Genomic DNA, 22,549 nt, shown 5'->3' with positions numbered 1-22,549 from the left:
TTCAACGTGCTTTTTGCGCACAACCTGCACAGGTCCCGATCACTTCCACCACGGGCCGCTGCGGTTGAAAACCGCTCAGGCTGGCCGCGGAGCCGAGGCTGCGTGCAATCGCCTCGTCCTCGATCTCGGCGACCGCGCCACAGCTCTTGCAGATCAGAAACTGACTCGAGTGCGGATGATCCGGATGGTTGCAGCCGACGAAGGCGTGCAGGCTTTCGAGCTTGTGCACCAGACCCTGCTCGAGAAGAAAGTCGAGCGCGCGATAGACGGTCGGCGGGGCCAGTGTGCGGGAGCCTTCGCGCATGGCATCGAGGATCTCGTAGGCACCCAAGGGACGGGCCGAGGCGCAGAGGATCGCGAGGACTCGGCGCCGCTGGGCGGTGAGTTTCACGCCGCGCGCCCGACAGAGGACATCGGCGCGATCGAGCACTGCGTCGTCGGATGTGGACGCCATCCGCCTACCCTCCCGTTGCGTTCAGGAGCGGACGCCGCCGCGCTCGGCGCCGCGCAACAACCCGGCTGAGAACGGCGGAGACGACATAGACGCTCCCGGCCAACAAGATCATGGTCGGTCCCGCGGGCAGGTCCGGCCCGTAGGAGAGCGCCAAACCCGCGGAGGTGAAGACCCCGCCGAGCAGGGTCGCGATCAGCATCATCCCGCCCAGCGAGTGGACGTAGTGGCCGGCGATCGCCGCAGGGAGGGTCAGCAGGGCGATCACGAGGATCAGGCCGACGACCTGAATCAGCAAGACCACGGTCACCGCGACTAAACACAGCAGCAGGAGATAGAAGAAGGCGACGGGTACGCCGCGCAGTCGGGCGAACTCCTCGTCGAAGGTCACCGCGAGCAATTGTCGGTAGAAAAGCATGACGGTGACCAGAAGCACCAGGTCGAGGCCGGCCATGAACCAGAGCTCGCGGCGCGGAACCAGCAGGATGTTGCCGAACAGAAAGCTCATGAGGTCGGTCGTGTAGCCGGGTGTCTTGGCGATAAAGAGGATCCCGATTGCCATGCCGATCGCCCAGAGCGCGCCGATCAGGGTATCCTCCTGGGCGTTCCAGGCGAGCCGCACCAGGCCGATCAGCAGGGCCGAGAGCACGGCGGCGGCGAGCGCGCCGAGCAAGGGGTCGAAGCCGAAATAGAGCGCCGCGCCCATGCCGCCCAACACCGAATGGGCGATCCCCCCGGCCATGAAGGCGATGCGCTTGACCACCACGAAGGTCCCGATCACCCCGCAGCCGAGGCTTGCAAGGAGTCCGGCCAGCAGGGCGGTCTGCAGGAAGGCGTGTTGGCCGAGCGCCTGGATAAAGTCCTGCATCGGATCAGTGCCCCGGGTGGCCGTGGTGGTGAGCGTGTCCGTGCGCGGTGCCCGCGTGCGCGACTTGCCGGACATTGTCGCCGTAGAGTTGATGGATCAGATCGCCGTCGACGCGTTCGGTCGTATGGCAGACCAGGGTGCGGTTGAGGCAGGCGACGCGATCCACATAGCCCGAGATGAAGGCGATGTCGTGCGAGACGACCAGGATGGTCAGGCGCGCGTTGAGTCGGGCGAGCAGGTCGAAAATATCCCCTTCCATGCGTTGATCGATGTTGGCCGTGGGCTCGTCGAGGATCAGGATCGACGGCTCGGCGACCAGCGCGCGGGCCAGCAGGACACGCTGAAGCTGGCCACCCGAGAGGGTTCCGATACGCCGACGCGCCAGATCCAGCGCCTCGACCTCGGCCAGCGCCTGGCGCGCCGCGGTGCGGTCGCTCGAGCGGTACCAGCCGAGCATCGGCCCGAAGCCGAGCCGTCCGGTCAGGACCACCTGCTCGACCGAGATCGGGAAGTCCCGCGGAAAGGTCGGAAATTGGGGCACATAGCCGACGCGACGCACCGCGTGGCGCGGCGGCTGTCCGAGGACCTGAATGCTCCCCTGCTGCGGCTCCAGGAGTCCGAGCACGAGTTTCAGGAGCGTGCTCTTGCCGCCGGCATTAGGGCCGACCAAGCCGACGAACTCGCCGTCGAGGATCTCCAGATCGACGCCCTCGAGGACAGGCGACTCGCCGTAGGAGAAGCCGAGATCCCGGATCGCGATGACGGGTTGTTTGTGCGATGCCGCCCGCGGCTCGCCGCCGACGGGGATCATGGCGCGCCGGCCCCCGCAACGAGATCGGCAACCCGACGCAAGTTCTCGAAATAATCGCCCGACAAGGGGTCGATCACCGCAACCTGACCGCCGATCGATCGGGCGACCTGCTCGGCGGACGACGGATTGAGCTGAGGCTGCACGAAGATGACCCGAATGCCCTCGCGCCGAGCCTGCTCGATCATAGCGGCCAAGGCACGCGCACCCGGCTCCTTGCCCTCGCGCTCGATCGCGACCTGCTCCAGGTCGTAGTCCTCGGCGAAGTAGCCCCAGGCCGGGTGGTAGACCATGAATCGGCGGTTTTCCACGCCGGCGAGTCGCGCGCGGATCTCGGTATCGAGTGCATCCAAGTCGGCGGCAAATCGATTGTAGTTGGCGGCGAAGTCCGCGGCGTACTCCGGGGCCAGGTCGGCCAACGCATCGCGGATTCGGGCACCCATGATCTTCACGCGCGCGGGACTGGTCCAAACGTGGGGGTCGACGTCGCCGTGATCATGGCCGTGGTCATGGCCATGATCAGGGTCGCCTTGGTCGCGCCCCGCAGCCTTGCGACGCAACTCGATGCCGTCTTGGGCATCGAGCACCCGCATGCGCGGATTGGCCGCCAGCAGGCGCGGCATCCAGGCATCCTCGAAGCCGACACCGACACGCACGTAGAGATCGGCCTCGGCCAGGGCGGCAATCTGTCGCGCGGTCGGCTCGTAGGCATGCGGATCTTGGCCGGCCCGCACCAATGCGTTGACGCGGACATGCTCACCGCCGATACGCGACACGAAGGTCTCCTGCGGGACGACGGTGACGAAAACCGTGAGCGGATCGGCCGCACATGCGAGGGCGGGGAGCACGAGAAGAACGAACAGGAGGCGACGCAGCATCGGTGGATTGCCCTTGTTGGATCGGCCATCGTCAAGCCGTTGGATACAATATAACGTCTCGTGCTGCCTGACTAGAGACTCCGCGCAGGGACTCGGCGCCTCCCGCTTTCATGCCGACCTCGGATACACTGTCGGCACGATCGGTCGACGGAAGGAAGCCCGCCATGAGCTCTGTAGTCGAGCTTTACGAAGCACTGGCCAGCGCGCCGGACGAACGGGCGCGTGCGCGAGTGATCGCCGAGGCGTTCGAGCGGCTGGAAGAGCGCTATCCTCACCTGCCGGAGTTGGTGACCCAGGGCCATCTGCGCGAATCCGAGCTAAGGCTGACCCGGGAGATCGAGCAGGTGCGCGCGGATCTCACCATCCGGATCGAGCAGTTGCGCGGCGAGGTCAAGACCGAAATCGAGCAGCTGCGCGGCGAGGTGATGGCCGCCATCGAGCGCAGTCGCAACAGCCTCTTGCTGTGGCTGATCCCGCTTTTATTCGCACAGGTCGGGGCGATCGCCGCGCTGGTGAAGCTGCTTTGAGCCTTGTCGAGCTGTCAGCGCGTCATGTCCCGGGCGGGTCGGGTCTCCGACAACGCTCTGAATCGCTTGGGGCGCCGTTCAACCTATGACCATCTCATCGCAGTTGCTTTGGGCCGCCGGCCTCAGCCTCTATGTCCTCGCGGTCCTCTTCGTGACCCGGATTCCCTACCGGGCCATGGTCGCACGCGGTATGGAGCCGATCCGGGCGGTCTACTACAACCGCAAGATCGTGCACATGCTGGCCGGCGGCGTCGGGTCCTTGATGGTCCCCTTGGTCTTCGACAGCCCCTGGTATCCGTTGATCTGCGGGCTCTTGCTGACGCTCCTCACCTTCGGCGCACATGCGACGGGCTTCAGGTTCTACTGGTTTCAAACCGACGAGAACCGCAACGATGTCAAATTCGCCCTCATGTGGGCGCTCTCTGTCTCGCTTCTCTGGTGGCTGCTCGACAATCCCTGGCTCGCCATCCTTCCGGCACTCTACATGGCCTTCGGCGACGGAGTGACCGGGATCGCGCGCAACCTGCTGGTGCGCCGTCGCTCCAAGAGTCCGATCGGCAATGTCTTCATGCTCATCGTCTGCGCGCCCATGGGCTGGATCATCGGCGGACTCGCCGAGCCCGCCATCCCGGTCTGGGGCCTGATCTCGGCGATCGTGGCGACCTGGATCGAGCGCTACGAGCTCGGACCGATCGACGACAACGTTCTGATCACGGTCGCGGCATCGGCCATATTGCTGCTCGGAACCTCGATCGGTCCTCTCCTTTAGGCGATTTCCGGGAAAGGATCTCCCGCTTCGCGCCGCTTGGCGGCGGCGGGCGGCTAAATCAAAACACGCGTGTCAGCGCGATCCCGGCAAGCATCAGAAACACCATACCGCTCAGCTGATGGAGCCGATGAAGCGGCATGACCTGCAGCAGGCGGCAGCCGACCCAGACGCCGAGCGCGGAGGTCAGCGCCAACGCAATGGTTGCACCGGTCCACACCGCGAGGGGCGGCAAGGTGACGGCCAAGCCGGCAACCGCCAACTGGGTCTTGTCGCCCATCTCGGCAAGAAAGATCATCGAGAAGGTCGCCATGACGATACCCTGATGGCTCCAGCTGCGCTGCGGCGTGTCCTCGTCGGCCTCTTCGGCGCGCAACGCGAGCACCCCGAACACGGCGAACAGGATGGCGACGGCGCCCGCCAGAACGCGCTCCGGGATCCACTGCGCGAGCCCCACGCCGAAAACGACGGCAAGGCTGTTCAGAACCACGAAGGCCGCGACCGCACCGATCAAGACGGGCCATCGACGATGACGGGCCGCCAGGGTCATACAGACCAGCTGGGATTTATCGCCCAACTCGGCCAGAAAGATCACGCCGAAGGTCGTGACCGCGGCCCAGAGCCACCCGGAGACCTCGGACAGGGCAAGATCGCTCATCGCGAAGCCCTCCGCGCACGGCCGACATCGCCGAGCAGCAGTGGAGACTCGCCGGAAGGCACGGGCGTCGTGCAGAGGATAGGGTCGGCGGAGACGAGACGTCTCGGGCGGCGAAAAAGCGCGGGAGAAGGACGCATGAAGTGAGGTCGCCGGGGGTCGGGCGAGAAAACCAAGGGCACTCGCCAAGTGTGTTGACACGAGCCCCTTGCTCATGACAAAGGCCACGACGCAAGGGCAACTACTCCCCTCAAGAGGGCGCGAATTTAGCGAGCTGTCGCGGACCTGTCAAACGGCTCTTGCGCGTCGGCACCGTCGCGGGAGCCTTTCCCGGCGACCCTCCTCCCGGTTAGGATCGGCAACCGACCGCCATGCACCGCACAGGAGACCCATCTCGATGCTCGGCACGACACCGAAATCCCCGACAAGGCTTCTGCCGCTTTGCTCGCTGCTTGCAGCCCTCTGCGCAGCCCCCGCCGCCGCGCAGGAGCAGACGCCGACCGGCGAGGTCACGGGCGCCAAGATGCTCAGCCATCCAAGCTGGTTCAAAGAGAGTTTTCTCGACCTTCCCGAGGACGTGAGCGAGGCCGCCGAATCCGGCAAGCACGTCATCCTCATCATGGAGATGAACGGCTGCCCCTACTGCTACAAGCTGATCCAGGAGAATTTCGCGACGGCGCCCTATCGCGATTTCATCCAGGAGCATTTCGACGTCATCGCCCTGAACACGAAGGGCGATCGCGAGGTGGCGGTGACCGAGGAGATGTCGATGTCCGAAAAGGAGCTCGCGGATCTCTATCAGGTGCGCTTCACCCCGACGGTCGTCTTTCTGGACGACTCCAACCGTCCGGTCGCGCGCGTCAGCGGCTATCGCAATGTCGATGACTTCAAGGTTGTCCTCGACTACGTGCATGAACGTGCTTATCTGAAACAGACCTTGAACGACTATGCCGCCGCCAAACCCCGGAGCGAGGTCTACGGCTTCCGAGAGCATCCGCAGATCCAATCGATCGACGACCTCGCCGCCGTCGCCGACCGGCCCCTCGCCCTCTTGTTCGAGGACATCTCCTGCGTGGCCTGCGACACCCTGCACGACGGCCACTTGGCCGATCCGCAGATCCGCGAGATCCTGACGGGCCTCACCCTCGTGCGTCTCGACGCGCGATCCGAGGCCCCCATCATCGACCCGATGGGCAACGCGACGACACCCAAGGCGCTCGCCGAGTCTCTGGGCATCCAATATACCCCGAGCATCGTCTTGTTCGACCGCGGACGCGAGATTACCCGGATCGAGAGCATGCTCTACCGCTACCACTTCGGCGGCGTCTTGGAGTATGTCGCCGGCCGCCACTACGAGCGCTACCCCGACAGCCCGTTTGATTATATCGACGTGAAGACCGCCGAGCTCACGGCGGCCGGCAAAGACGTCTCGATCGCCGACGAGTGATGCGCCCCGCGCACCGCCGATCTGGCCGAGCCGGTCGATCTTGTCCGGGGCGACCCCGACGCATTAGACGACACATTCTCCGATCTCGTGCTCGACAAACGCGGAGACCGTACCGGCTGGCCTCTCGATGCGTGGACGGAGCTGAATTTTCTTCAATCCGTGCATCACTTGGCGTACGGTGTCGCGCAATATCGCGCGTTTCAGCCGGGTCCGTTCGACCCGAGCTGGATTCGATAAGTGATCAGTCTCAACTCGAGGAGAATGAATGATGCAAGCCCTTGAGCACGCAAGCATGCCGGCCACACTGGCTGTGACCGGCGTCGTCATGCTGGCGCTATCCGGCTGCGGCGGCGACCTGGTTGCACCGGATAGCCTGATCGAGAAGCCGGGTGTAGAAGGCTTCTACAATCAGGTCGCCAATGCCTGCGGACATCTGTCGCTCGGCAATCAACCCCTGAATTACATCATCAACGTCAGCAATGGCGACGACAACGACTATTTCCTCGACGAGACCAGCAAGCTGTATTACGGCCGGATCGACCGAACGACCTATGCAACCGACATCAACGGATTCTTCCCGACCGACAAGAATACGCCCGCGTTGAACTGCATCTACGCGCAGCTCGACCAGGCGCCGCCACCTTGAGCGCACCCCCCTGCCGACCCGCGTCCTATGGCGTTCCCCGGGGAGCGCGATCATCCTCCGCCGCGGTGGCGCGATGAGCGTGGCGCCTCTCCGGCGCCGACTGCGCTACGCCAGCCATCGCTACGACGACGACCTGCTCCTGAAGGCCCCGGTCCTGCTGTGGCTGACGCTGGTCTTCCTGGTGCGCCATCTGCTGCTGCTCGGGATTACCTTTCTGCCGACGACCGGGGAGGAGATCGAGGTGTTGCGCAATCTCGTGCGTCCTGAACTCGTCGTCGCCGATCTCCCCGCGGCGCTCGTCATGGCTGCGGGATTCCGACGGCGCCGACCTTGTCCGAACTGGGTACGGCGGATTTGGCGACGTGCACGGGAGATCCTCACCCTGTCGATTCTCATCTATGTCGGCATTCTGCTGCTCAGACTAACGGACGCGAGCATGCCGCTGCGCGACGCAATCGACGAGCCGCTCTTGATCTCGCTGCTGCTGAGTCTCGCGGTGCCGGTCTATCTGTGGCGCTCGCGCCTCGTTGCGGATGTCGTTCGAGACTGTCCGGGGTACCACGACACGTGAAGCACCCCGACCATCAACCGAGCCACTGGAGCGTTCTGGGATCCGGGATCTGCGCCCTGATCCTAACCATGGGCGTGGCGCGCTTCGCCTACACACCCATGATTCCGGTGCTGCAGAGCGAGACGGGCATGGGCGAGGCCCTCGCCGGCTGGCTGGCCGGCTGGAACTATCTCGGCTACCTCTCCGGGGTCTTGATCGTCAGTCGGCTCAAGGATCTTCGGATCAAGGACAGGCTCTATCGGGCCGGTCTGCTCTTGGCCGTGATCACGACCCTGATGATGGGGATGGGGGAGTCGCCGATCCTCTGGGGCGTCAGCCGTTATCTGGCCGGTCTGAGCAGTGCCGCGGGGCTGATGCTGGGCTCCGGTCTGATCCTCAACTGGCTGATCCGACATGATCATCGCAGCGAGCTCGGGGTGCATTTCAGCGGGCTCGGATTGGGGATCGTGGTCGGCGTCCTGGTGGTCGCCGCCGCAGGACTCTTCTGGTCATGGCAAGGTCAGTGGATTGCCCTGACACTGGTCGGCGCCGTTCTGTTGATCCCGGCTTGGCTGGGGTTGCCGACGCCCGATCGCGGTCAACCACTCACGCCCCGCCATCTGGGCGCCTCGCCCGAGCCCGGCGCGTCCTGGTTGTGGCTGCTCCAAGGCGCCTATGTCTGCGCCGGTTTCGGCTATGTCATCAACGCGACCTTCACGGTGTTGATCACCGAGCAGCAGCCGTTCCTGCAGGGTTTGGGCGATTGGATGTGGCTCCTCGTCGGCGTGGCCGCAATCCCCGCGCCGATCCTCTGGGACCGCATCGCCCGCCGCTTGGATTATCTGCGTACGCTCCAGATTGCCTATGGTCTGCAGATCATCGGGATCGTCCTGCCGGTCATCAGCGGATCGCTCCTCGCCGCGGTCCTCAGCGCCGTCCTATTCGGCTTCACATTCATCGGGATCGTCTCCTTGGTCCTGACCATGGTCGGCGTGCGTTATCCGGCGCATCCGGCGCAGATCATGGCGCGCTTGACCCTCGGTTACGGGATCGCCCAGATCCTCGGACCCGTTCTCGCGGGCGAGGTCGCCGAGGTCAGCGGAACCTTCGACGGATCGCTGCTGGTCGTGGCCGGATTGATGGTGCTGGGGCTCATTTGTCTGCAGATCATGACCCGACTCGCACCGCATCCGCCGCCCCCGAGAACATCCATCCATCAAGGTCCGACATGACGACACGCATCCGCGCATCGAAACGCGAGATCTTCGGTTGGGCGATGTTCGACTTCGCCAACCAGGCCTACACGCTGCTCATCATCACAGTCGTCTTCGGCGACCTCTTCACGCGCGTCATCGTCGGCGATGCGCCGGATTATCGTCTCGGCAACCTGCTCTGGAGCCTGGCGCTCTCCACCAGCTATCTGCTGGTGGTGGTCTGCTCCCCGATCGCGGGCGCCATCATGGATTACACGGCGAGCAAGAAGCGTTTTCTGTTCGCGAGCTATCTGCTGACCGTCATCGCGACGGCGGCGCTCTATTTCGTCGCACCCGGCTATGCCCTGCTCGGCGTGCTGCTGCTGATCGTCTCGAACTTCGCCTATTCGATCGGCGAGGCCTTCATTGCGAGTTTTCTGCCGGGACTTGGTCCACCTCAAGATCTGGGCAAGATCTCGGGATTCGGTTGGGCGTTGGGCTATGTCGGCGGCATGGTCTCGGCGGTCTTCGTGCTGCTGGTCCTGGGCGATGTCAGCGCCGAGAACTTCGAGCGTATCCGTTGGGTCGGTCCCTGGGCCGCCGCCTTCTTCCTCATCGCGGCCATTCCGACCTTCCTTTGGGTTCAGGAGCGCGGGCGACCGCGCGCTTTGCTGCCCGGAATCGGTTTTCTGGGGATGGGGATGGCACGGGTCCGCGAGACGCTGACGCGTCTGCGCACCCATCGCGACCTGGGCGTGCTCTTCATCTCGGTCTTCTTCTCGATGAGCGGCATCTACATCATCATCGCCTATGCCTTTATCTACGGGGCGCAGGTCATCGGCTGGGACGAGTCGGTGCGCACCTTGATGTTCGTCCTGGTGCAGATCACCGCAGCCGTCGGGGCGCTCGGATTCGGATTCATCCAAGACCGGCTCGGGGCGCTGCGGACCTACGCGATCACCTTGGTCATGTGGATGCTGGCGATCGCGCTCATCTATCTCACGCCGCTCTTGAGCGAGCTGGCGCGCGACGTCCTGGGACGCGACTGGCAGGCGCAGTACATCTTTCTGGTAGTCGGCTGTTTAGCAGGTCTGAGCCTCGGCGCCTGTCAGTCTGCCACCCGAACCCTGGTCGGACTCTTCTCTCCACTGTCGCGCTCGGGCGAGCTCTTCGGCTTCTGGGGGCTGTCGATGAAGCTGGCGGGAATGTTCGGTCTGCTCGCGATCGGACTCCTGCAGGTCCTGGTGGGCCTGCAGACCGCGATCCTGTTTTGTGTGCTCTTGTTCGCGATCGCCCTGGTTGTCGCCTTGCGCGTCGATGAGGGCCGCGGACGCGCGGTTGCCGCGGCCCACGACGCCGGCGAGTTGGCCTGGTAGACCCATGACCCAAAAAAGTCATGATATTTCAATGAGCAGATATCCCGACTGCGCATGCCATGAACACCTGCAGAGACAGTAAGGGCGAATGAATTCGCCCCTACACGCCGGTGAATCATTTTCTAAGTCACCTTAAACCGCGTCGACTCCGACGTGCATGGAATCCGGCACCCGACCGATTCGTGTCGACACAACATGCCCCGATGGACGCGGTTTAAGCCGGCCTGATCTCGACCAAAACCTCGTCCGGATTCACCGCGTCGCCCTTGCCGACGAAGATCCCCGTCACGGTTCCACCGATCGGCGCCTGGATCTCTGTCTCCATCTTCATCGCCTCGGTGACCAGGACCGACTGACCGGCCGTCACCGTCTCGCCCTCCTTGACCAGGACATCGACGATGTTGCCCGGCATCGAGGTGGTCACATGGCCGGGCTGGGTCGGCTTCGGCCGTTTGCCGGCGATTGCCTTCTTCACCGCACCGTCTGCCCCGCCGGTCAGGACGACCTCGTCCAGGGTCTCGACCAGGACCTCTTCGGGGATGCCGTCGATGTCCAGATAGAAGTGACGCTCCGCAACGCCCTTGTGACCGGCGCCCGTCACCTTGACGTGATAGGTCTCGCCATGCACGGCAATGTTGAACTCCGTGGGCGCGGACTTGGCGCCGACGGCACTCGGCGGCGGCTCGAGCGGCTCGGGATGCAGGGTCCCGGCGGCGCGGTGCTCGAGGAAGGCCCGACCGATCTCCGGGAACATGGCATAGGTCAGCGTGTCCTCCTCCGACGTCGCCACCGCGCCGATCTCTTCGACGAGGCGTTCGAGCTCGGGTTTCAGAAGATCGGCCGGTCGACACTCGACCAGCTCCTCGCCGCCGATCGCCTGCTGTTGCAGGGTCGGATTGACGGGCGCCGGGGCGCGACCGTAACGGCCCTGAAGATAGAGCTTCACCTCGTTGGTGATGGTCTGATAGCGCTTCTCGGTCAGGACGTTGAGCACCGCTTGGGTGCCGACGATTTGAGAGGTCGGGGTGACCAGCGGCGGGTAGCCCAGATCCTCGCGCACGCACGGGATCTCCGCGAGCACCGCACTCATCCGGTCCAGTGCGTTCTGCTCCTTCAACTGGTTGGCCAGGTTGGAGATCATGCCGCCGGGCACCTGATTGACCTGCACCCGGGTGTCCACACCCGTGTAGTCGCTCTCGAACTGGTGGTATTTCTTGCGCACCTGATAGAAGTACATGCCGACCTCCTGGATCGCTTCGAGATCCAGGCCGGTGTCGTACGGGGTACCCCGAAGCGCGGCGACCATGCTCTCGGTCGGCGGATGGGAGGTCCCGCCGGCCATGGACGAGATGGCGGTATCGATGGTGTCGCAGCCGTTCTCGATCGCCTTGAGGTGACACATGTCCGCCAGGCCGGAGGTCGCATGCGAATGCAGGTGCAGCGGCAGATCGACGCTGTCCTTCAGGGCCTTGACCAGATCGGCGGCGACAAAGGGCGTGAGCAACCCTGCCATGTCTTTGACGGCGATGGAGTCGCACCCCATCGCGGCGAGCTCCTTGCCCATGCGCACGAAGCCGGGCACGTCGTGGACCGGGCTGACCGTATAGCAGATGGTGCCCTGCGCATGCTTGCCGGCGGCCTTGGTCGCCTCGACCGCGGTCTTGAGATTGCGCAGGTCGTTCAGGGCGTCGAAGATGCGGAAGACATCCATGCCGTTCTCGGCCGAGCGCTTGACGAAGGCGCGCACGACGTCGTCCGAGTAGTGCCGGTAGCCGAGAAGATTCTGACCCCGCAACAGCATCTGCAGCCGGGTGTTCGGCAGTGCCTCGCGCAGCTTGCGCAGACGCTCCCAGGGATCCTCTTTCAGGAAGCGCACGCAGGCGTCGAAGGTCGCGCCGCCCCAGCATTCCAGAGACCAGTAGCCGATGGCATCCAGCTTTGGACAGATCGGTAACATGTCCTCTGTGCGCATACGCGTGGCGATCAGAGATTGATGGGCATCGCGCAGAATGACATCGGTGATGTTGATCTTGGGCATGTGTCGATCTCGGCTCGGTTCGGTATTAGAGACCCGCATGCGCCGCGACGGCGGCGGCGAGGGCGGCGGCGATGTCTTCGCGGCGGCGCTTGGTCGAGTAGTTCAGAAGCTCCGGATGCGCCTCGAGGAATCCGGTATTGAAGTGTCCGGAGCGAAAATCCGGATGGCGCAGGATCTCTTGATAAAAGGGGATGGTCGTCTTCACGCCGTAGAGCCCCATGTCGCGCAGTGCGCGGTGACTGCGGTTGACCACGTCGTCCCAGTTGAGCGCCCAGACGATCACCTTGGCCAGCATGGAATCATAGTGCGGCGGGACGGTATAGCCGGTGTAGATGGCCCCGTCGGTCCGCACGCCCGGGCCGCCGGGGGCGTAGTAGCGCGAGATGCGCCCGAAGCTGGGCAGGAAGTTGTTCTTCGGGTCTTCGGCGTTGACGCGAAACTGAATGGCGTAACCGCGGCGGCCGATCTCATGCTGCTTGAAGCGCAGCGGCAAACCTGCCGCGATACGGATCTGCTCCTCGACGAGGTCCACGCCGGTGATGGTTTCGGTAATCGTGTGCTCGACCTGGATGCGGGTGTTCATCTCCATGAAATAGAAGCGCCCGTCGTCGTCCAGCAAGAACTCGACGGTGCCCGCATTGGTGTAACCCACGGCGCGCGCCGCGAGGACGGCCAGCCCGTTGACGTACTGGCGCTGCGCCTCGTCGAGCTGCGGCGAGGGCGCGATCTCGATCAGCTTCTGGTTGCGCCGCTGGATGGAGCAGTCGCGCTCGAACAGATGCACGCAGTTGCCGTGATGATCGCCGAGGATCTGCACCTCGATGTGCCGCGGGTTGACGACGCAGCGCTCGAGGAAGACCTCGGCCCGTCCGAACGCTTTGGTGGCCTCGGAGATGACGCGCTCGTAGTTGTTGCGCAGCGCTTGGGGATCGTCGCAACGCCGGATCCCGCGCCCGCCGCCGCCCGAGGTCGCCTTGAGCATGACCGGATAGCCGATCTCCTCGGCACAGCGCAATGCGGCTTCCAAGTTTTCGAGGTTGCCCGGGCTGCCGGGCGTGACCGGAACACCGGCCTTCTGCATCGCGAGGCGCGCCTCGGTCTTGTCGCCCATGCGGGCGATCACCTCGGCGGTCGGACCGATAAAGGTCAGACCACGCCGCACGCAGGCACGCGCAAGCTCCGGGTTTTCAGACAGAAAGCCATAGCCCGGATGGACTGCGTCGCAACCGGTCGCGACAGCAAGATTCACGATGTTGTGGACGTTGAGATAGCCGGCCAGCGGGTCGCTGCCCAAGCAGTAGGCCTCGTCCGCCTTCTTGACGTGGAGCGAATGACGATCGGCGTCCGAGTAGATGGCCGCCGAGCGGATGCCCATCTCGGCACAGGCGCGAATCACACGCACCGCGATCTCGCCGCGATTGGCGATCAGGATCTTTCGAAGCATCGGTTTGCCTCTGGAGCGACCGTCGAAACGGCCAAGGAAACGGGGCGAGATCGGCTCGCGTCTATGCTGCTGCGCAGCAATATAACGAATGGGGGGGATTCTGCAAGGGATTCGACGGCGGGATTAAGACTCCGGCCAAAAACCATCGTCGAGCAACTGCTCGATTGCGTAGGGGCAATCCTGCGGAAACGTCGCCTCGGGAAGCCCGGTTTCGGCGAGTGCGTTGCGATGGGCAAGCGGGTAAGCCTTATCGATGAGAGCCGGCAAGGCCGGGCGCAGACTCGGGCTGTCGTCGAGGATCTCGGCAGCCGCCGCGCGGTCATTGTTGACCGAGAGCCGCCAACTCGGGTCCTGCAACCCGGGCTGAAGCTGCCATTTCAGAAGGTGCAGCATCAGGTTGACCAGATGGCTTGTGAGGGACCGGCGCTCGCTCTTTCCCAAGTCCTCCAACTCCTCGGCAAGGTGCAAGCCGTCCACCTGCGAGAGACGGCCTGCTCTGAGTAAGGCGGCATTCGCCGCAGCCCACCCGACCAGGTCGTCGTCGTAGGCGGGATAGGACGCGCGAGCGTCATCCTGCACAATGGGTTGCGGTCTCGGCATCGCCCGGCCCCGGATCATGATGGTGACACCCATGAGTATGGTCGGCACCGATACAGCCCGTCAAACCACCACAACTCCAGTTTAAATCCTCTAAACCGCGTCGACTCCGAGGTCCGGAAGTCGCGCCGAGCGCGCATCCCCGTGAAGACGTCGTGGGTCACACTTGGCGCGGTTTAGGGTCTGCGAGGATCTCATAAGCCTCCGTCAGCGCCTCGTCCCCGCCCACATTGCCCGGAAAGATCACGACCGGCAGATCCGGATAGCGCGGATGATCCTTCGGACAGCGCACCACCGAGCAGCCGGCGCGAATCTGTCCGAGCACCCTTGCGGTGCGCAGCGCCAGGCCGTGGCTCAGGGTGTCGTTGGACGTGATGCCGCCCTTGCTGATCAGGAAGCCGATCTCCTGCGGCAGGTTTCGCACGATCTTGACCAGAAAACCGGAGACCCGCTCGCCGAAGGCGAGACGCTCCGCCGCGCTCGGAAACTGCCGCTCGCCGCGGCTGGTAAAGAGCACGACGCCGCGTCCCTGCTGCCGGGCGGTCTCGAGCCGGCTGAGGAGATCCGTCAGCAGGGCGTCCTCGTCGACGAGCAGGCGATCCAGGTCGATCTCGATCGGGACGACGTTAGTGTGATCGATGAGATGCCGAAGCTGCCGGGTCGACTTCTCGACATGGGAGCCCATCAAGACCGCGCCCGGCCGCCCGTCTCGGACATAGGTCGACATGGCCGCCGGGGCGACCGGCTGGGGCGGCAGTGCGGCGAGCGCGGTGAGCAGGCTCGCCGCGCTCCGAAAAAGGAAGCGCTTGCCCTCGCCTGCCGCGTCCAGGACCTGTCGGGCAAAGCCGTCGAGATCCGACGGGCGCTCGGCATCCACAACGCCGCAGACGTTCCCGGTCAAGGCGCGCAGCCGTGGTCCCAAGTCGCCACGGACATCCTCCAGACCGAAACGCTCGACGGCCTGCGCCGCAATGCGCCCGCCGGTCTTCTCCTCCACATAGTCGGGCAGGAAGGCATGGCTGAATCCGAACACCGAGTCGCGTGCAAACTCGGTCTCGTTCACAGGGACCGGCACCCCGTCGACGATCAGATAGTGGACGCCATCGCGCGTGATCCGTCCGCCCTCGAAGAAGGCCGGCACCAGAAAGTGGGCATCGAAGGGGCCGAGCTCCTCGGCGATCACGTCTGTCTCGACCGGATAATGGCCGCGTAGGGTGGAGTCGGAGCGGCTGACGATTAATGGCTGAACAGGCCGACCATCCGCCGCGAGCCGATCCATCGCCGTGCGCAGGTTCACGCAGATCTCGCGCGTCACCCGCGCCGCCTCCGCGGCGTCCATCCCGCGTGTATTGCTCAGGACGAAGAAGAGCGGCGAGGAATCGTGAAACGCATCGATCAGGGTATCCGGATCCCAGCGCGTCAACAGCAGACAGCCGTGGACGGTTTGGGACCCGGTCGGGTCGTCGTCGATGACGATGATCTTGGTGTTTGGGTGGCTGGTCATGAGAGTCATCTCCGCCCGACGAACATTGGGATTTGTGCCACGCAAGCACACGGACGATGAGGGTCGTCTCTCTTAATCCGTGCCTTCCGTGTGCCTCCGTGGCAGCTTGCCTTTCGGCGCACGCGCGAAGCGTGCGCCGATCGCTGGACGTCTCCGGTCAGGCGGCGCTGTCGAGCGCGGGCCGAGCCGCCGCGATCAGGTCGCGGGCACGCCGATCGAGCGAATCGGCCGTGATGCCGTTGAAGGCCATGATCTCGGCCGGGCTCGCCGTCGTCTCCCCGCGCTGCCATCCGAACAGGTCGCGCGCGGCGGCTCGACTCCGCAGAAGCACCGGCTCCAGGGCGACCGTGCCGCCGCCGCTCACGCCGATCAGCGCGTCGCCGTCGAAGAGCGCCTGGAAGTCCGCATCGGACATGAAGCGATCGTCCGGCTCGGCCGAATGGCGCCAGGCCACATCGCTCGGACGATAGAGCCGACGCGGGTTGACCACCGCCACAATCCGCACCCGATAGCCCGCGGCCTCCAGGGTCTCCTTGGCCGCAAAGACCGGCAACGCGACCATGTCCCCGGTCACCGCGAAGACCACGGTACCGGCCGAACCCTGTCCGCTATCGGCGAGACAGACAGCACCTTGCTCGATCGCCTCGCGCGCCTGCTCCGGGGTCGAATAGACCGGCAGCGCCGATTTGGACGCGATGATGCTGATGCACTTGTTGAACTGCTCGGTCGCCCAGCCGTAGGCCGCCTGCATCTGGTTGGCGTCCGCCGGATAGAGCAGGTAGACGTTGCCGTTGCGCATCTGACCGCCGATATAGTTCTCGATCTCCGGGCGCTGATGGGTCCAGCCGTTACGGCCCTGCTCCAGCGCGCCGGCCGTGAACATGGACACCAGGGCCGGGGTCTTGCGCCGCAGCTCCGCCATCGCCTGGCCGACGGTCTGCACGATCGGCCAGCCGTTGATCGCAAAACTCTCGTAGGACAGCCAGAGCGAACGCCCGCCGAACAGGGCCAGACCGGCCGCGAATCCGGCACAGGCGTCCTCGCTCAGCGGCTCGTAGACCTGGCCGGTCGGTGACTGGTTGTAGAGCCCGTCTTCGGTCGGATGGCGGATCTTCAGGGCCTCGTTGATCGCCTTCATGTTCGACGCCTCGTTGCCGTCGGCGTTGGTCACCACGAACAGCGGATCGCGCCGACCCAGCTCGGCCACCATCTCGGCCATGGCGCTGGCCGGCACCGCCTTCTCACCCACGGCGAAGGCGCGGGTCGGCAAGGTCCCGATGTCGCTCGGCACCCGCTCGGACTCGGTCACCGCGGTGTCGCCGGCCGGGCCGCCGCCGGCGCGCTGCATGTTGGTCCGCACCAATGCCCAGGCTTCGGGGGCCAGCGCGCCGCGCTCCAGTGCAGCGGCGATGTTCGGCTTGGTCGCGTTGTCGCCCGGATAGAGATTGTGCGACTTGGCACCCGTGGCATGGACACCCGCGCCCTTGAGCTGCTTGACGATGAAGCAGGTCATGGTGCCGCCGAGCGCGGACGTCTCGGCCTCCTGCATGCCTTCGAGCACCGCGCGGGTGAAGGCCGAACGGGCGGCGTCGCCGAACAGCGTGCTGTCGACATAGTCGCCCTCCTGCCCGGCATCGTCGTAGTCCTTCGCGTCGATGAGGATCACCCGGCCGAAGTCGTTCGCACGCCAGTAGGCCAGCATCCGCTCGTTGTCCATCAGCGAGACCATCGAGTGATGCTCTTGGCTGAAACCGTTCCAGATCAGCACCGGCAGGAAGTTCGTCACCTCCGGATAGGCGGTGTGGAAGTGCTTGAAGGCCGAGAGGATGTAGGGCTCGCCCAAGCCGCCGTCGCCGATCGTCACGGGGAAGAGCGTCTCGCGATGCAGATAGGCCGCAGCCATCGCGAAGTGCTGACCCTGGCCGAGCGGACCGGCCGGGGCGAGCAGACCGGGGATGGCACCCGAGATGTGACCGAGCAGCCCGTCGCGCTCGCGGAAGCGCGTCTGGAGCTGATGCATGTCGCTGATGCCCATCGCCTCCAGCGAGCCGTCCAGGAACATGGCGCTGTAGAAGCCCGGCGCGTGGTGACCGACCTCGGTCAGGATGTTGGTGTGCCCGAGCATCACCAGCGCCGCATAGGCATCGGCCGAGCTGGCAAAGCCGCCCGGATGCCCGGACTCCTTGGACGCACAGAGCTGCAGGGTCGTGTAGCGCAGGGCATCCGCCATCAGCCGGGTCTGAAAGACCGCCGCGTCGTCGATCGCCTCGATCCGATGGGCGCCCTCCGGGATCGCCGGACGTGCGCCGAGGCGCTCGAAGTCGGGCGGCAGGTTGGAAAAGTGCAGCACGCCGTTGCAGAAGGCGGGTGTCGTCGTCTGGGCCGGGGTATTGGCGGATGCGGTCATGGGTGTGTCTCCTCGTTTCTGGTCGGTTGTCGCGTCGGCCGGGATCACAGATGCGCCGCGGCGTTGGATGCAAACTAGAAACGCGGAGGAGATTCCGCAATAGGTAATCTATTTCACAATACGGAATATTTCTCGCGAGCGAGAAATATTATATTAAAATCAATAATGTAAGTTATTCTCGCCCGAAAAACGGCCGCTAATATTTGATTTCGCAATGTAAAATATTGCGATTGCGACGTTCCCTCGGGGGTGCTTGGACGATGGAACCCGTCGGGAGAGCCCCTGTTTACGAAGACAAAGAGACTGAATCAGCCTGCCACGCCTTTCTGGAAAGCCGCTTGTTCTCCCGTGCGCCGGGTTTGCCGAAGAGGAGCTTTCGTGGCGCGGCTGTCAGTCAAGACGGATGGCGTCGATCAGTTGGTTGTAGACGGGCAGAAACCCCTTCCTGCACGCTATCCTTTGTCCCTCGGCAAAGAAGACTTCGGCCAAGCTGTCGAATTCGCTGTGATAAACATCGTGAATCACGCGAAGGAAGTACAGTCGCGCGCGCGGATTGCCGATCTGATTGACCTTCTCGGCAATGCCGGGGGCGCCTGCCCTGAACTTGTGGTCGGCCGCGGCCACCGCCAGCAGGTTGCCCAAGTCGCGCAGCAGGCTCTGCCATTGACGTCCGGGTTGATCGTTGCTTTGCCAGACCACTGCCCAGGCCACCGCGTCGAGCGCCTGCATGAAGCAGAGGCGCTCCTGTTCAGTCAACGTCAGGGCAGGTTGCATCATGGTCACTCCAGATCTGGTGAGCCTTGGTCAGGCGTTCGCCCGTCCCCTGGTGCAGGTCGGTCAATCGCGCAAGCAGGCCAACGCAGCAAGGTTCGCGGGCGATGCGTTCAAGGTCGAGCCGGAAATCCCGTTCCAGGGCCGCTTGCAGTTGTTGTTGGCGGTACTTGGACAGGCTTGGCACGGTGCCGGAGACCCCTACCGGCAACACCTTATCCTCGTCGATACTGAGGGAAAATCGCCAATCGAAGGCATCGAACTGGACACCCAGGTGACCGAGCAGCTCCACCGTACGTTCCAGCGCAGGCAGACTGAGGTCACTGATGCGGTCGCTGGCATCGATCAGTCGCCCTCGCAGCAGTCGGTCATAATCGCGCAGAGCCAGCACATCGGTGCGAAGGGCCGCCTGCTCAGCGGGCAGGGTACCCTGCACCACGTCGAGCAAACCAATGGACTCCGTCAGGTGCTCGATCCGCCAGTCGGCGAGACATTCGTCATAGACGCAGGCCAGCGCATGAAACGCCGCCACCAGCGGTGCGCGGGTGTATTCCATGACAAAGGAGTTCACCGATGCGATCCCCAACTGCAAGGTTTGACGCCCATCAGCGCCGTGATGCCAAAGCGCGTCGTTCAGCACCATGATCCGCGTTGCCAAAGCCGCGTGCAGCGCGCCGAGATGTCGCACCGCGAGGTCTTCGACATCGGTGAGGGCATGCAGGGCGTCACAGCGCCGCTCCAGTTCCTGATACCGCGCGGCCTCGTCGGTCAGTGCCGCGCCGAGGCGCTGCCACTCGTCTCCGACCAGGTTGCTGGACCACAGGGTATCCAGATTGAAGATGTCCGCACCCAGACGGGACTTGGTCTGCTCGAACCTGCCGGTCCAGAAGTCATCGGTCTGCCGGCAGGAGATCAACTCCACGGACCGGGACTCGAAGAAGTCCAGAAAGCCGATGTCGCCGAAGTAGTGCTCGAGGCTGCGACGGGATTCCTCCCAGGCAGCGGCATCGGCCACGTTGACGTCTGCCTTATTGACGATCAGCCAGATGCGCTTGGCCCGTTCCTTGAGCAGCCGCAGCTTCTCGAATTCGGTCTGCTTGGCCGGCTGCAGCGCATCGGTGATCCAGAGCACGAGATCGGCGCTGTCGAGAATGCCGAGCGTGCGGTTGTCCATCGCCAGATCGTGATTGAATCCGGGGGTATCGACCAGTTGCAGCCGGGTCAGCAGCGGCTCGTCCAGGAAGACGCGGACCTCGCGAATGCGCGCAAGATCCTGTGCCACGGCGATGTCGTGGAGCCTGGCGGCCCGTTGCAGCTCGGCAAAGTCCTGATGGCTGATTATCGCCGTCTCGATGCCATCGGCGACCTCCCGGTCGATCTCGACCGGCCCTGCAGTGTCCGATGCCCCGTAAACAAGCCGGGTGATGGTCGCGGTCTTCGGCAGGATCGCGACCGGCAGCGCGTCGGTCCCGAGCAGTCGGTTCAGAAAGCTGGACTTGCCGGCGCTGAATTCACCCATCACGACCACGGTCAGCGGTTCCCGCGCCAGGTGTTGAATGCGGCGGGTGATCTCGCCGATGGACGGGTGATGCCCGGCGATGGTCTTGTCGATCCTGCCTGCCAGGATGACGCGCTGGTCATTGCGGAGCACCCCGCCCTTCATGGATTGGTTCATCATGGATTCACCCGCAGGGTCAGCCGCTCAATGGCATCGCGCAGCGCACGGAGCGCGGCACCCTGATCCTCGATGTGCTGGATGGCGTCCAGTTCCGCAATCTTCTCCCGCCAGGCGAGGCTGATGTCATCGTCCACGTCCGCGCAGATCTGCGCGATGCGCTGGGCCTGATTGGTCTTAAGCTGGACGAGGGTCTTCCATTTCTCATCCTCGACGCGCTCGGCCAGTTGAGCACAGGCAGCGCGTACCTGCTCCGCGAGTTTGCTCTGGTCGTTCCGCCGCAGAAAGAAGGCCGCCGCGACCAGCAGGCCGCCGATGGCGATCGCCGGCACCCCGAGGAGCATGAAACTGGAGGTGGCCGCCGCGGGCGCACCGGTGATAAAGGTGCCGACAGTGGCCAGGATGCCGGGGGTCGCCGTGGTCAGGGTCGCGGTCTGCCACAGTGTGCCCGCACCCAACAGTAGTCCGGCGAGACCGACCCCGCCGGCGAGTGGGGCGGCCTCCGCGAGGGGGTTGCCGTCCAGACCCTGCCAGCGCAGCACATATTCCTCGATCGTGACGGCGGTGCTCGGCAGGGCGCGAATGTCGGCCTTCTGCTGTTCGATCGTGGCCTTGAGACGCGTGAGAAAGGCGGCGTCAAGATCGCTCATCTGTCGGGCCGCCTGCTTCTGCAGCCGGCTGATGCGTTGGGCGAGAAGGTCGTTGACATCCTTGGCCGAGCGCACGGCGAGGGCCTCCTGTTGCAGGGCTGCGACATCGGCCTCCAGCCCTTCGAAGAGCCGCTGGAAATCTGCCCGGTAGGACTGAAACTCGACTGCGAGCAACCGACTGAGCCCTGCGAGGAAGACCTCGCGCTGCTGCTCGTAGTCCTTGATCTCCTGCTGCAACTGAGCGCGTCGGCGCGATTGGCCCCGGGCGTCCAGGCCGAGCAGGGCGAGGCGGTGTTCGAGTATTCCGAGATATTTCGCGACCTCCTGGTTGAAGCGAGCAATCCGCAACGCCAGCACATCCGTCGACTTGCGGGCGCCAAGGACATCCCAGACCTCTTGCTGAATCAACGCGGCGTTCTCGCCGGTCTTAGCCGAGACCGGCAGGATCGGGAGGGGCTGGCCGGTCAAGGCCGTCCCTCTCCTGGCCAGCGACGCCTGGACCTGCTGGCGGATATAGTCCAGAACCTCCTCGCGCTCCGATGGGGGGACGCAATCCCAGTAATTGACGATGATGAAGAGTCGACCGAGCAGGTCGCGGGTCAGGAGCTCACCGTCGAAGAAGTCCTTCTGATACTTGGTCCAGGGTTTGTCTGCGTTGATGAAGAAGAGCACCCCATCGGCCTGATGCAGATAGTCCAGCGTCAATTTCATGCGCTCGGGGTTCGGGTCATTGAGTCCCGGGGCATCAACGATCTCAACCCCGGCGGCGAGCCGGGGCGCGGGGACCTCGACGATGACCGGGAAAGCGCCATCAGGGTCATCGAGCCCCGGGGCATCAACAATCTCAACCCCGGCGGCGAGCCGGGGCGCGGGGGCCTCGACGATGACCGGGAGTGCGCCATCAGTTACCTTGTCCTTTGCGGCGGTAGAGACCCAGTTTTTCAGGGTCTCCGCGATGTTCTCCGTCACCTCCTCGGCCTCCAGGTCCGCACCCTCCTGCATGGAGGGCCGAAAGCGGATGGCCCGCGTCTGCGCGCCGAAGCGGATCCGGGTCGGCAGTGTCGTGGTAGGCCAGGCCCACGCCGGCAACAGGTTCTGCTCCAGCAGGAAGCGGTTGATGAAGCTGCTCTTGCCCGTGCTGAAGTCGCCGACGCAGAGCACCCGGAACAGCAGGTCTCCGGCCAGCGCGTCCCGAGCGCCGCGCAGCAAGGCCAGGTCCGCTTCGGGTTCAGGCACCACCCCGCGTTCCGCGATCAGCGCGATGAGCCGCTCGTAATGGTCCTGAAGCTGTTGCTTAC

General features: G+C 64.4%; 20 protein-coding genes. 7 read left to right on the top strand and 13 right to left on the bottom strand.

Annotation, left to right across the window (positions count from 1 at the left end):
• Nucleotide 1: 1 nt before the first annotated feature.
• Genes VLR48_RS14490 through VLR48_RS14475 form a run of 4 tightly spaced genes read right to left on the bottom strand, consistent with a single transcriptional unit; the run spans nucleotide 2 to nucleotide 3,005 of the window.
• Complete coding sequence (locus tag VLR48_RS14490) at nucleotides 2-454, bottom strand: Fur family transcriptional regulator (protein ID WP_325292473.1); 453 nt, start codon at nucleotides 452-454, stop codon at nucleotides 2-4.
• A 4-nt stretch (nucleotides 455-458) separates the two neighbouring features.
• Nucleotides 459-1,319, bottom strand: coding sequence for a metal ABC transporter permease (locus VLR48_RS14485; protein ID WP_325292472.1), 861 nt, complete (start codon nucleotides 1,317-1,319; stop codon nucleotides 459-461).
• A 4-nt stretch (nucleotides 1,320-1,323) separates the two neighbouring features.
• Complete coding sequence (locus VLR48_RS14480; protein WP_325292471.1) at nucleotides 1,324-2,130, bottom strand: ABC transporter ATP-binding protein; 807 nt, start codon at nucleotides 2,128-2,130, stop codon at nucleotides 1,324-1,326.
• Nucleotides 2,127-3,005 (bottom strand): metal ABC transporter solute-binding protein, Zn/Mn family, encoded by an 879-nt coding sequence (locus tag VLR48_RS14475; protein WP_325292470.1) that lies wholly within the window; start codon nucleotides 3,003-3,005, stop codon nucleotides 2,127-2,129. Before VLR48_RS14475 ends, VLR48_RS14480 begins: the two co-directional genes overlap by 4 nt.
• 164 nt (nucleotides 3,006-3,169) lie before the next feature.
• Between VLR48_RS14475 and VLR48_RS14470 the strand changes: the two genes are divergently transcribed.
• Both VLR48_RS14470 and VLR48_RS14465 read left to right on the top strand, forming a co-directional pair.
• Complete coding sequence (locus VLR48_RS14470; protein WP_325292469.1) at nucleotides 3,170-3,532, top strand: DUF1640 domain-containing protein; 363 nt, start codon at nucleotides 3,170-3,172, stop codon at nucleotides 3,530-3,532.
• Between the two features lie 85 nt (nucleotides 3,533-3,617).
• A complete protein-coding gene (locus VLR48_RS14465; protein WP_325292468.1) occupies nucleotides 3,618-4,301 on the top strand; it encodes a hypothetical protein in 684 nt (227 codons plus the stop codon).
• A 58-nt stretch (nucleotides 4,302-4,359) separates the two neighbouring features.
• On the opposite strand, the gene VLR48_RS14460 is transcribed toward VLR48_RS14465, so the two are convergent.
• Entirely contained in the window at nucleotides 4,360-4,956 is a 597-nt protein-coding gene (locus VLR48_RS14460) for a TMEM165/GDT1 family protein (RefSeq protein WP_325292467.1), read from the bottom strand.
• Between the two features lie 394 nt (nucleotides 4,957-5,350).
• Here VLR48_RS14460 and VLR48_RS14455 point away from each other — a divergent pair, with 394 nt between their 5' ends.
• The 5 genes from VLR48_RS14455 (at nucleotide 5,351) to VLR48_RS14435 (ending at nucleotide 10,165) form a co-directional block, all read left to right on the top strand.
• Nucleotides 5,351-6,400 (top strand): thioredoxin family protein, encoded by a 1,050-nt coding sequence (locus VLR48_RS14455; RefSeq protein WP_325292466.1) that lies wholly within the window; start codon nucleotides 5,351-5,353, stop codon nucleotides 6,398-6,400.
• Between the two features lie 265 nt (nucleotides 6,401-6,665).
• Nucleotides 6,666-7,046 carry a hypothetical protein gene (locus tag VLR48_RS14450; RefSeq protein WP_325292465.1) on the top strand — a complete coding sequence of 127 codons (381 nt, stop codon included), beginning with the start codon at nucleotides 6,666-6,668 and terminating at the stop codon, nucleotides 7,044-7,046.
• Between the two features lie 73 nt (nucleotides 7,047-7,119).
• The gene (locus tag VLR48_RS14445; RefSeq protein WP_325292464.1) at nucleotides 7,120-7,617 is read left to right on the top strand and encodes a DUF2919 family protein; all 498 of its coding nucleotides are present in this window, start codon (nucleotides 7,120-7,122) and stop codon (nucleotides 7,615-7,617) included.
• On the top strand, nucleotides 7,614-8,828 hold the full coding sequence (locus VLR48_RS14440; RefSeq protein WP_325292463.1) for a YbfB/YjiJ family MFS transporter: 1,215 nt from the start codon (nucleotides 7,614-7,616) through the stop codon (nucleotides 8,826-8,828). The genes VLR48_RS14445 and VLR48_RS14440 overlap by 4 nt, the downstream gene beginning before the upstream one ends.
• Entirely contained in the window at nucleotides 8,825-10,165 is a 1,341-nt protein-coding gene (locus VLR48_RS14435) for an MFS transporter (RefSeq protein ID WP_325292462.1), read from the top strand. The genes VLR48_RS14440 and VLR48_RS14435 overlap by 4 nt, the downstream gene beginning before the upstream one ends.
• 214 nt (nucleotides 10,166-10,379) lie before the next feature.
• Here the strand turns inward: VLR48_RS14435 and oadA are convergent, their stop codons facing one another.
• From oadA to VLR48_RS14395, 8 genes are all read right to left on the bottom strand, one after another.
• Nucleotides 10,380-12,203, bottom strand: coding sequence for a sodium-extruding oxaloacetate decarboxylase subunit alpha (gene oadA / locus VLR48_RS14430; RefSeq protein WP_325292461.1), 1,824 nt, complete (start codon nucleotides 12,201-12,203; stop codon nucleotides 10,380-10,382).
• 25 nt (nucleotides 12,204-12,228) lie between these two features.
• Nucleotides 12,229-13,647: an acetyl-CoA carboxylase biotin carboxylase subunit gene (locus tag VLR48_RS14425; RefSeq protein WP_325292460.1), complete on the bottom strand. Its 1,419-nt coding sequence runs from the start codon at nucleotides 13,645-13,647 to the stop codon at nucleotides 12,229-12,231.
• 123 nt (nucleotides 13,648-13,770) lie between these two features.
• Nucleotides 13,771-14,295, bottom strand: a complete 525-nt coding sequence (locus VLR48_RS14420; RefSeq protein WP_325292459.1) for a DUF29 domain-containing protein — start codon at nucleotides 14,293-14,295, stop codon at nucleotides 13,771-13,773.
• Between the two features lie 109 nt (nucleotides 14,296-14,404).
• Entirely contained in the window at nucleotides 14,405-15,748 is a 1,344-nt protein-coding gene (locus VLR48_RS14415; protein WP_325292458.1) for a four-carbon acid sugar kinase family protein, read from the bottom strand.
• A 157-nt stretch (nucleotides 15,749-15,905) separates the two neighbouring features.
• Entirely contained in the window at nucleotides 15,906-18,155 is a 2,250-nt protein-coding gene (locus tag VLR48_RS14410) for a phosphoketolase (protein ID WP_325292457.1), read from the bottom strand.
• A gap of 390 nt (nucleotides 18,156-18,545) precedes the next feature.
• Entirely contained in the window at nucleotides 18,546-18,929 is a 384-nt protein-coding gene (locus tag VLR48_RS14405) for a hypothetical protein (RefSeq protein WP_325292456.1), read from the bottom strand.
• The gene (locus VLR48_RS14400) at nucleotides 18,904-20,601 is read right to left on the bottom strand and encodes a dynamin family protein (RefSeq protein ID WP_325292455.1); all 1,698 of its coding nucleotides are present in this window, start codon (nucleotides 20,599-20,601) and stop codon (nucleotides 18,904-18,906) included. The genes VLR48_RS14405 and VLR48_RS14400 overlap by 26 nt, the downstream gene beginning before the upstream one ends.
• A partial coding sequence (locus VLR48_RS14395) for a dynamin family protein (RefSeq protein ID WP_325292454.1) occupies nucleotides 20,601-22,549 on the bottom strand: 1,949 nt, incomplete at its 5' end. The genes VLR48_RS14400 and VLR48_RS14395, both read right to left, overlap by 1 nt.

Origin of the sequence: Thiocapsa sp., from assembly GCF_035467215.1 — a bacterium.
In the GTDB taxonomy this organism is placed as follows: Bacteria; Pseudomonadota; Gammaproteobacteria; order Chromatiales; family Chromatiaceae; genus Thiocapsa.
The sequence above is the reverse complement of the archived record's forward strand: the minus strand, read 5'-3'. Positions and strand labels throughout refer to the sequence as shown.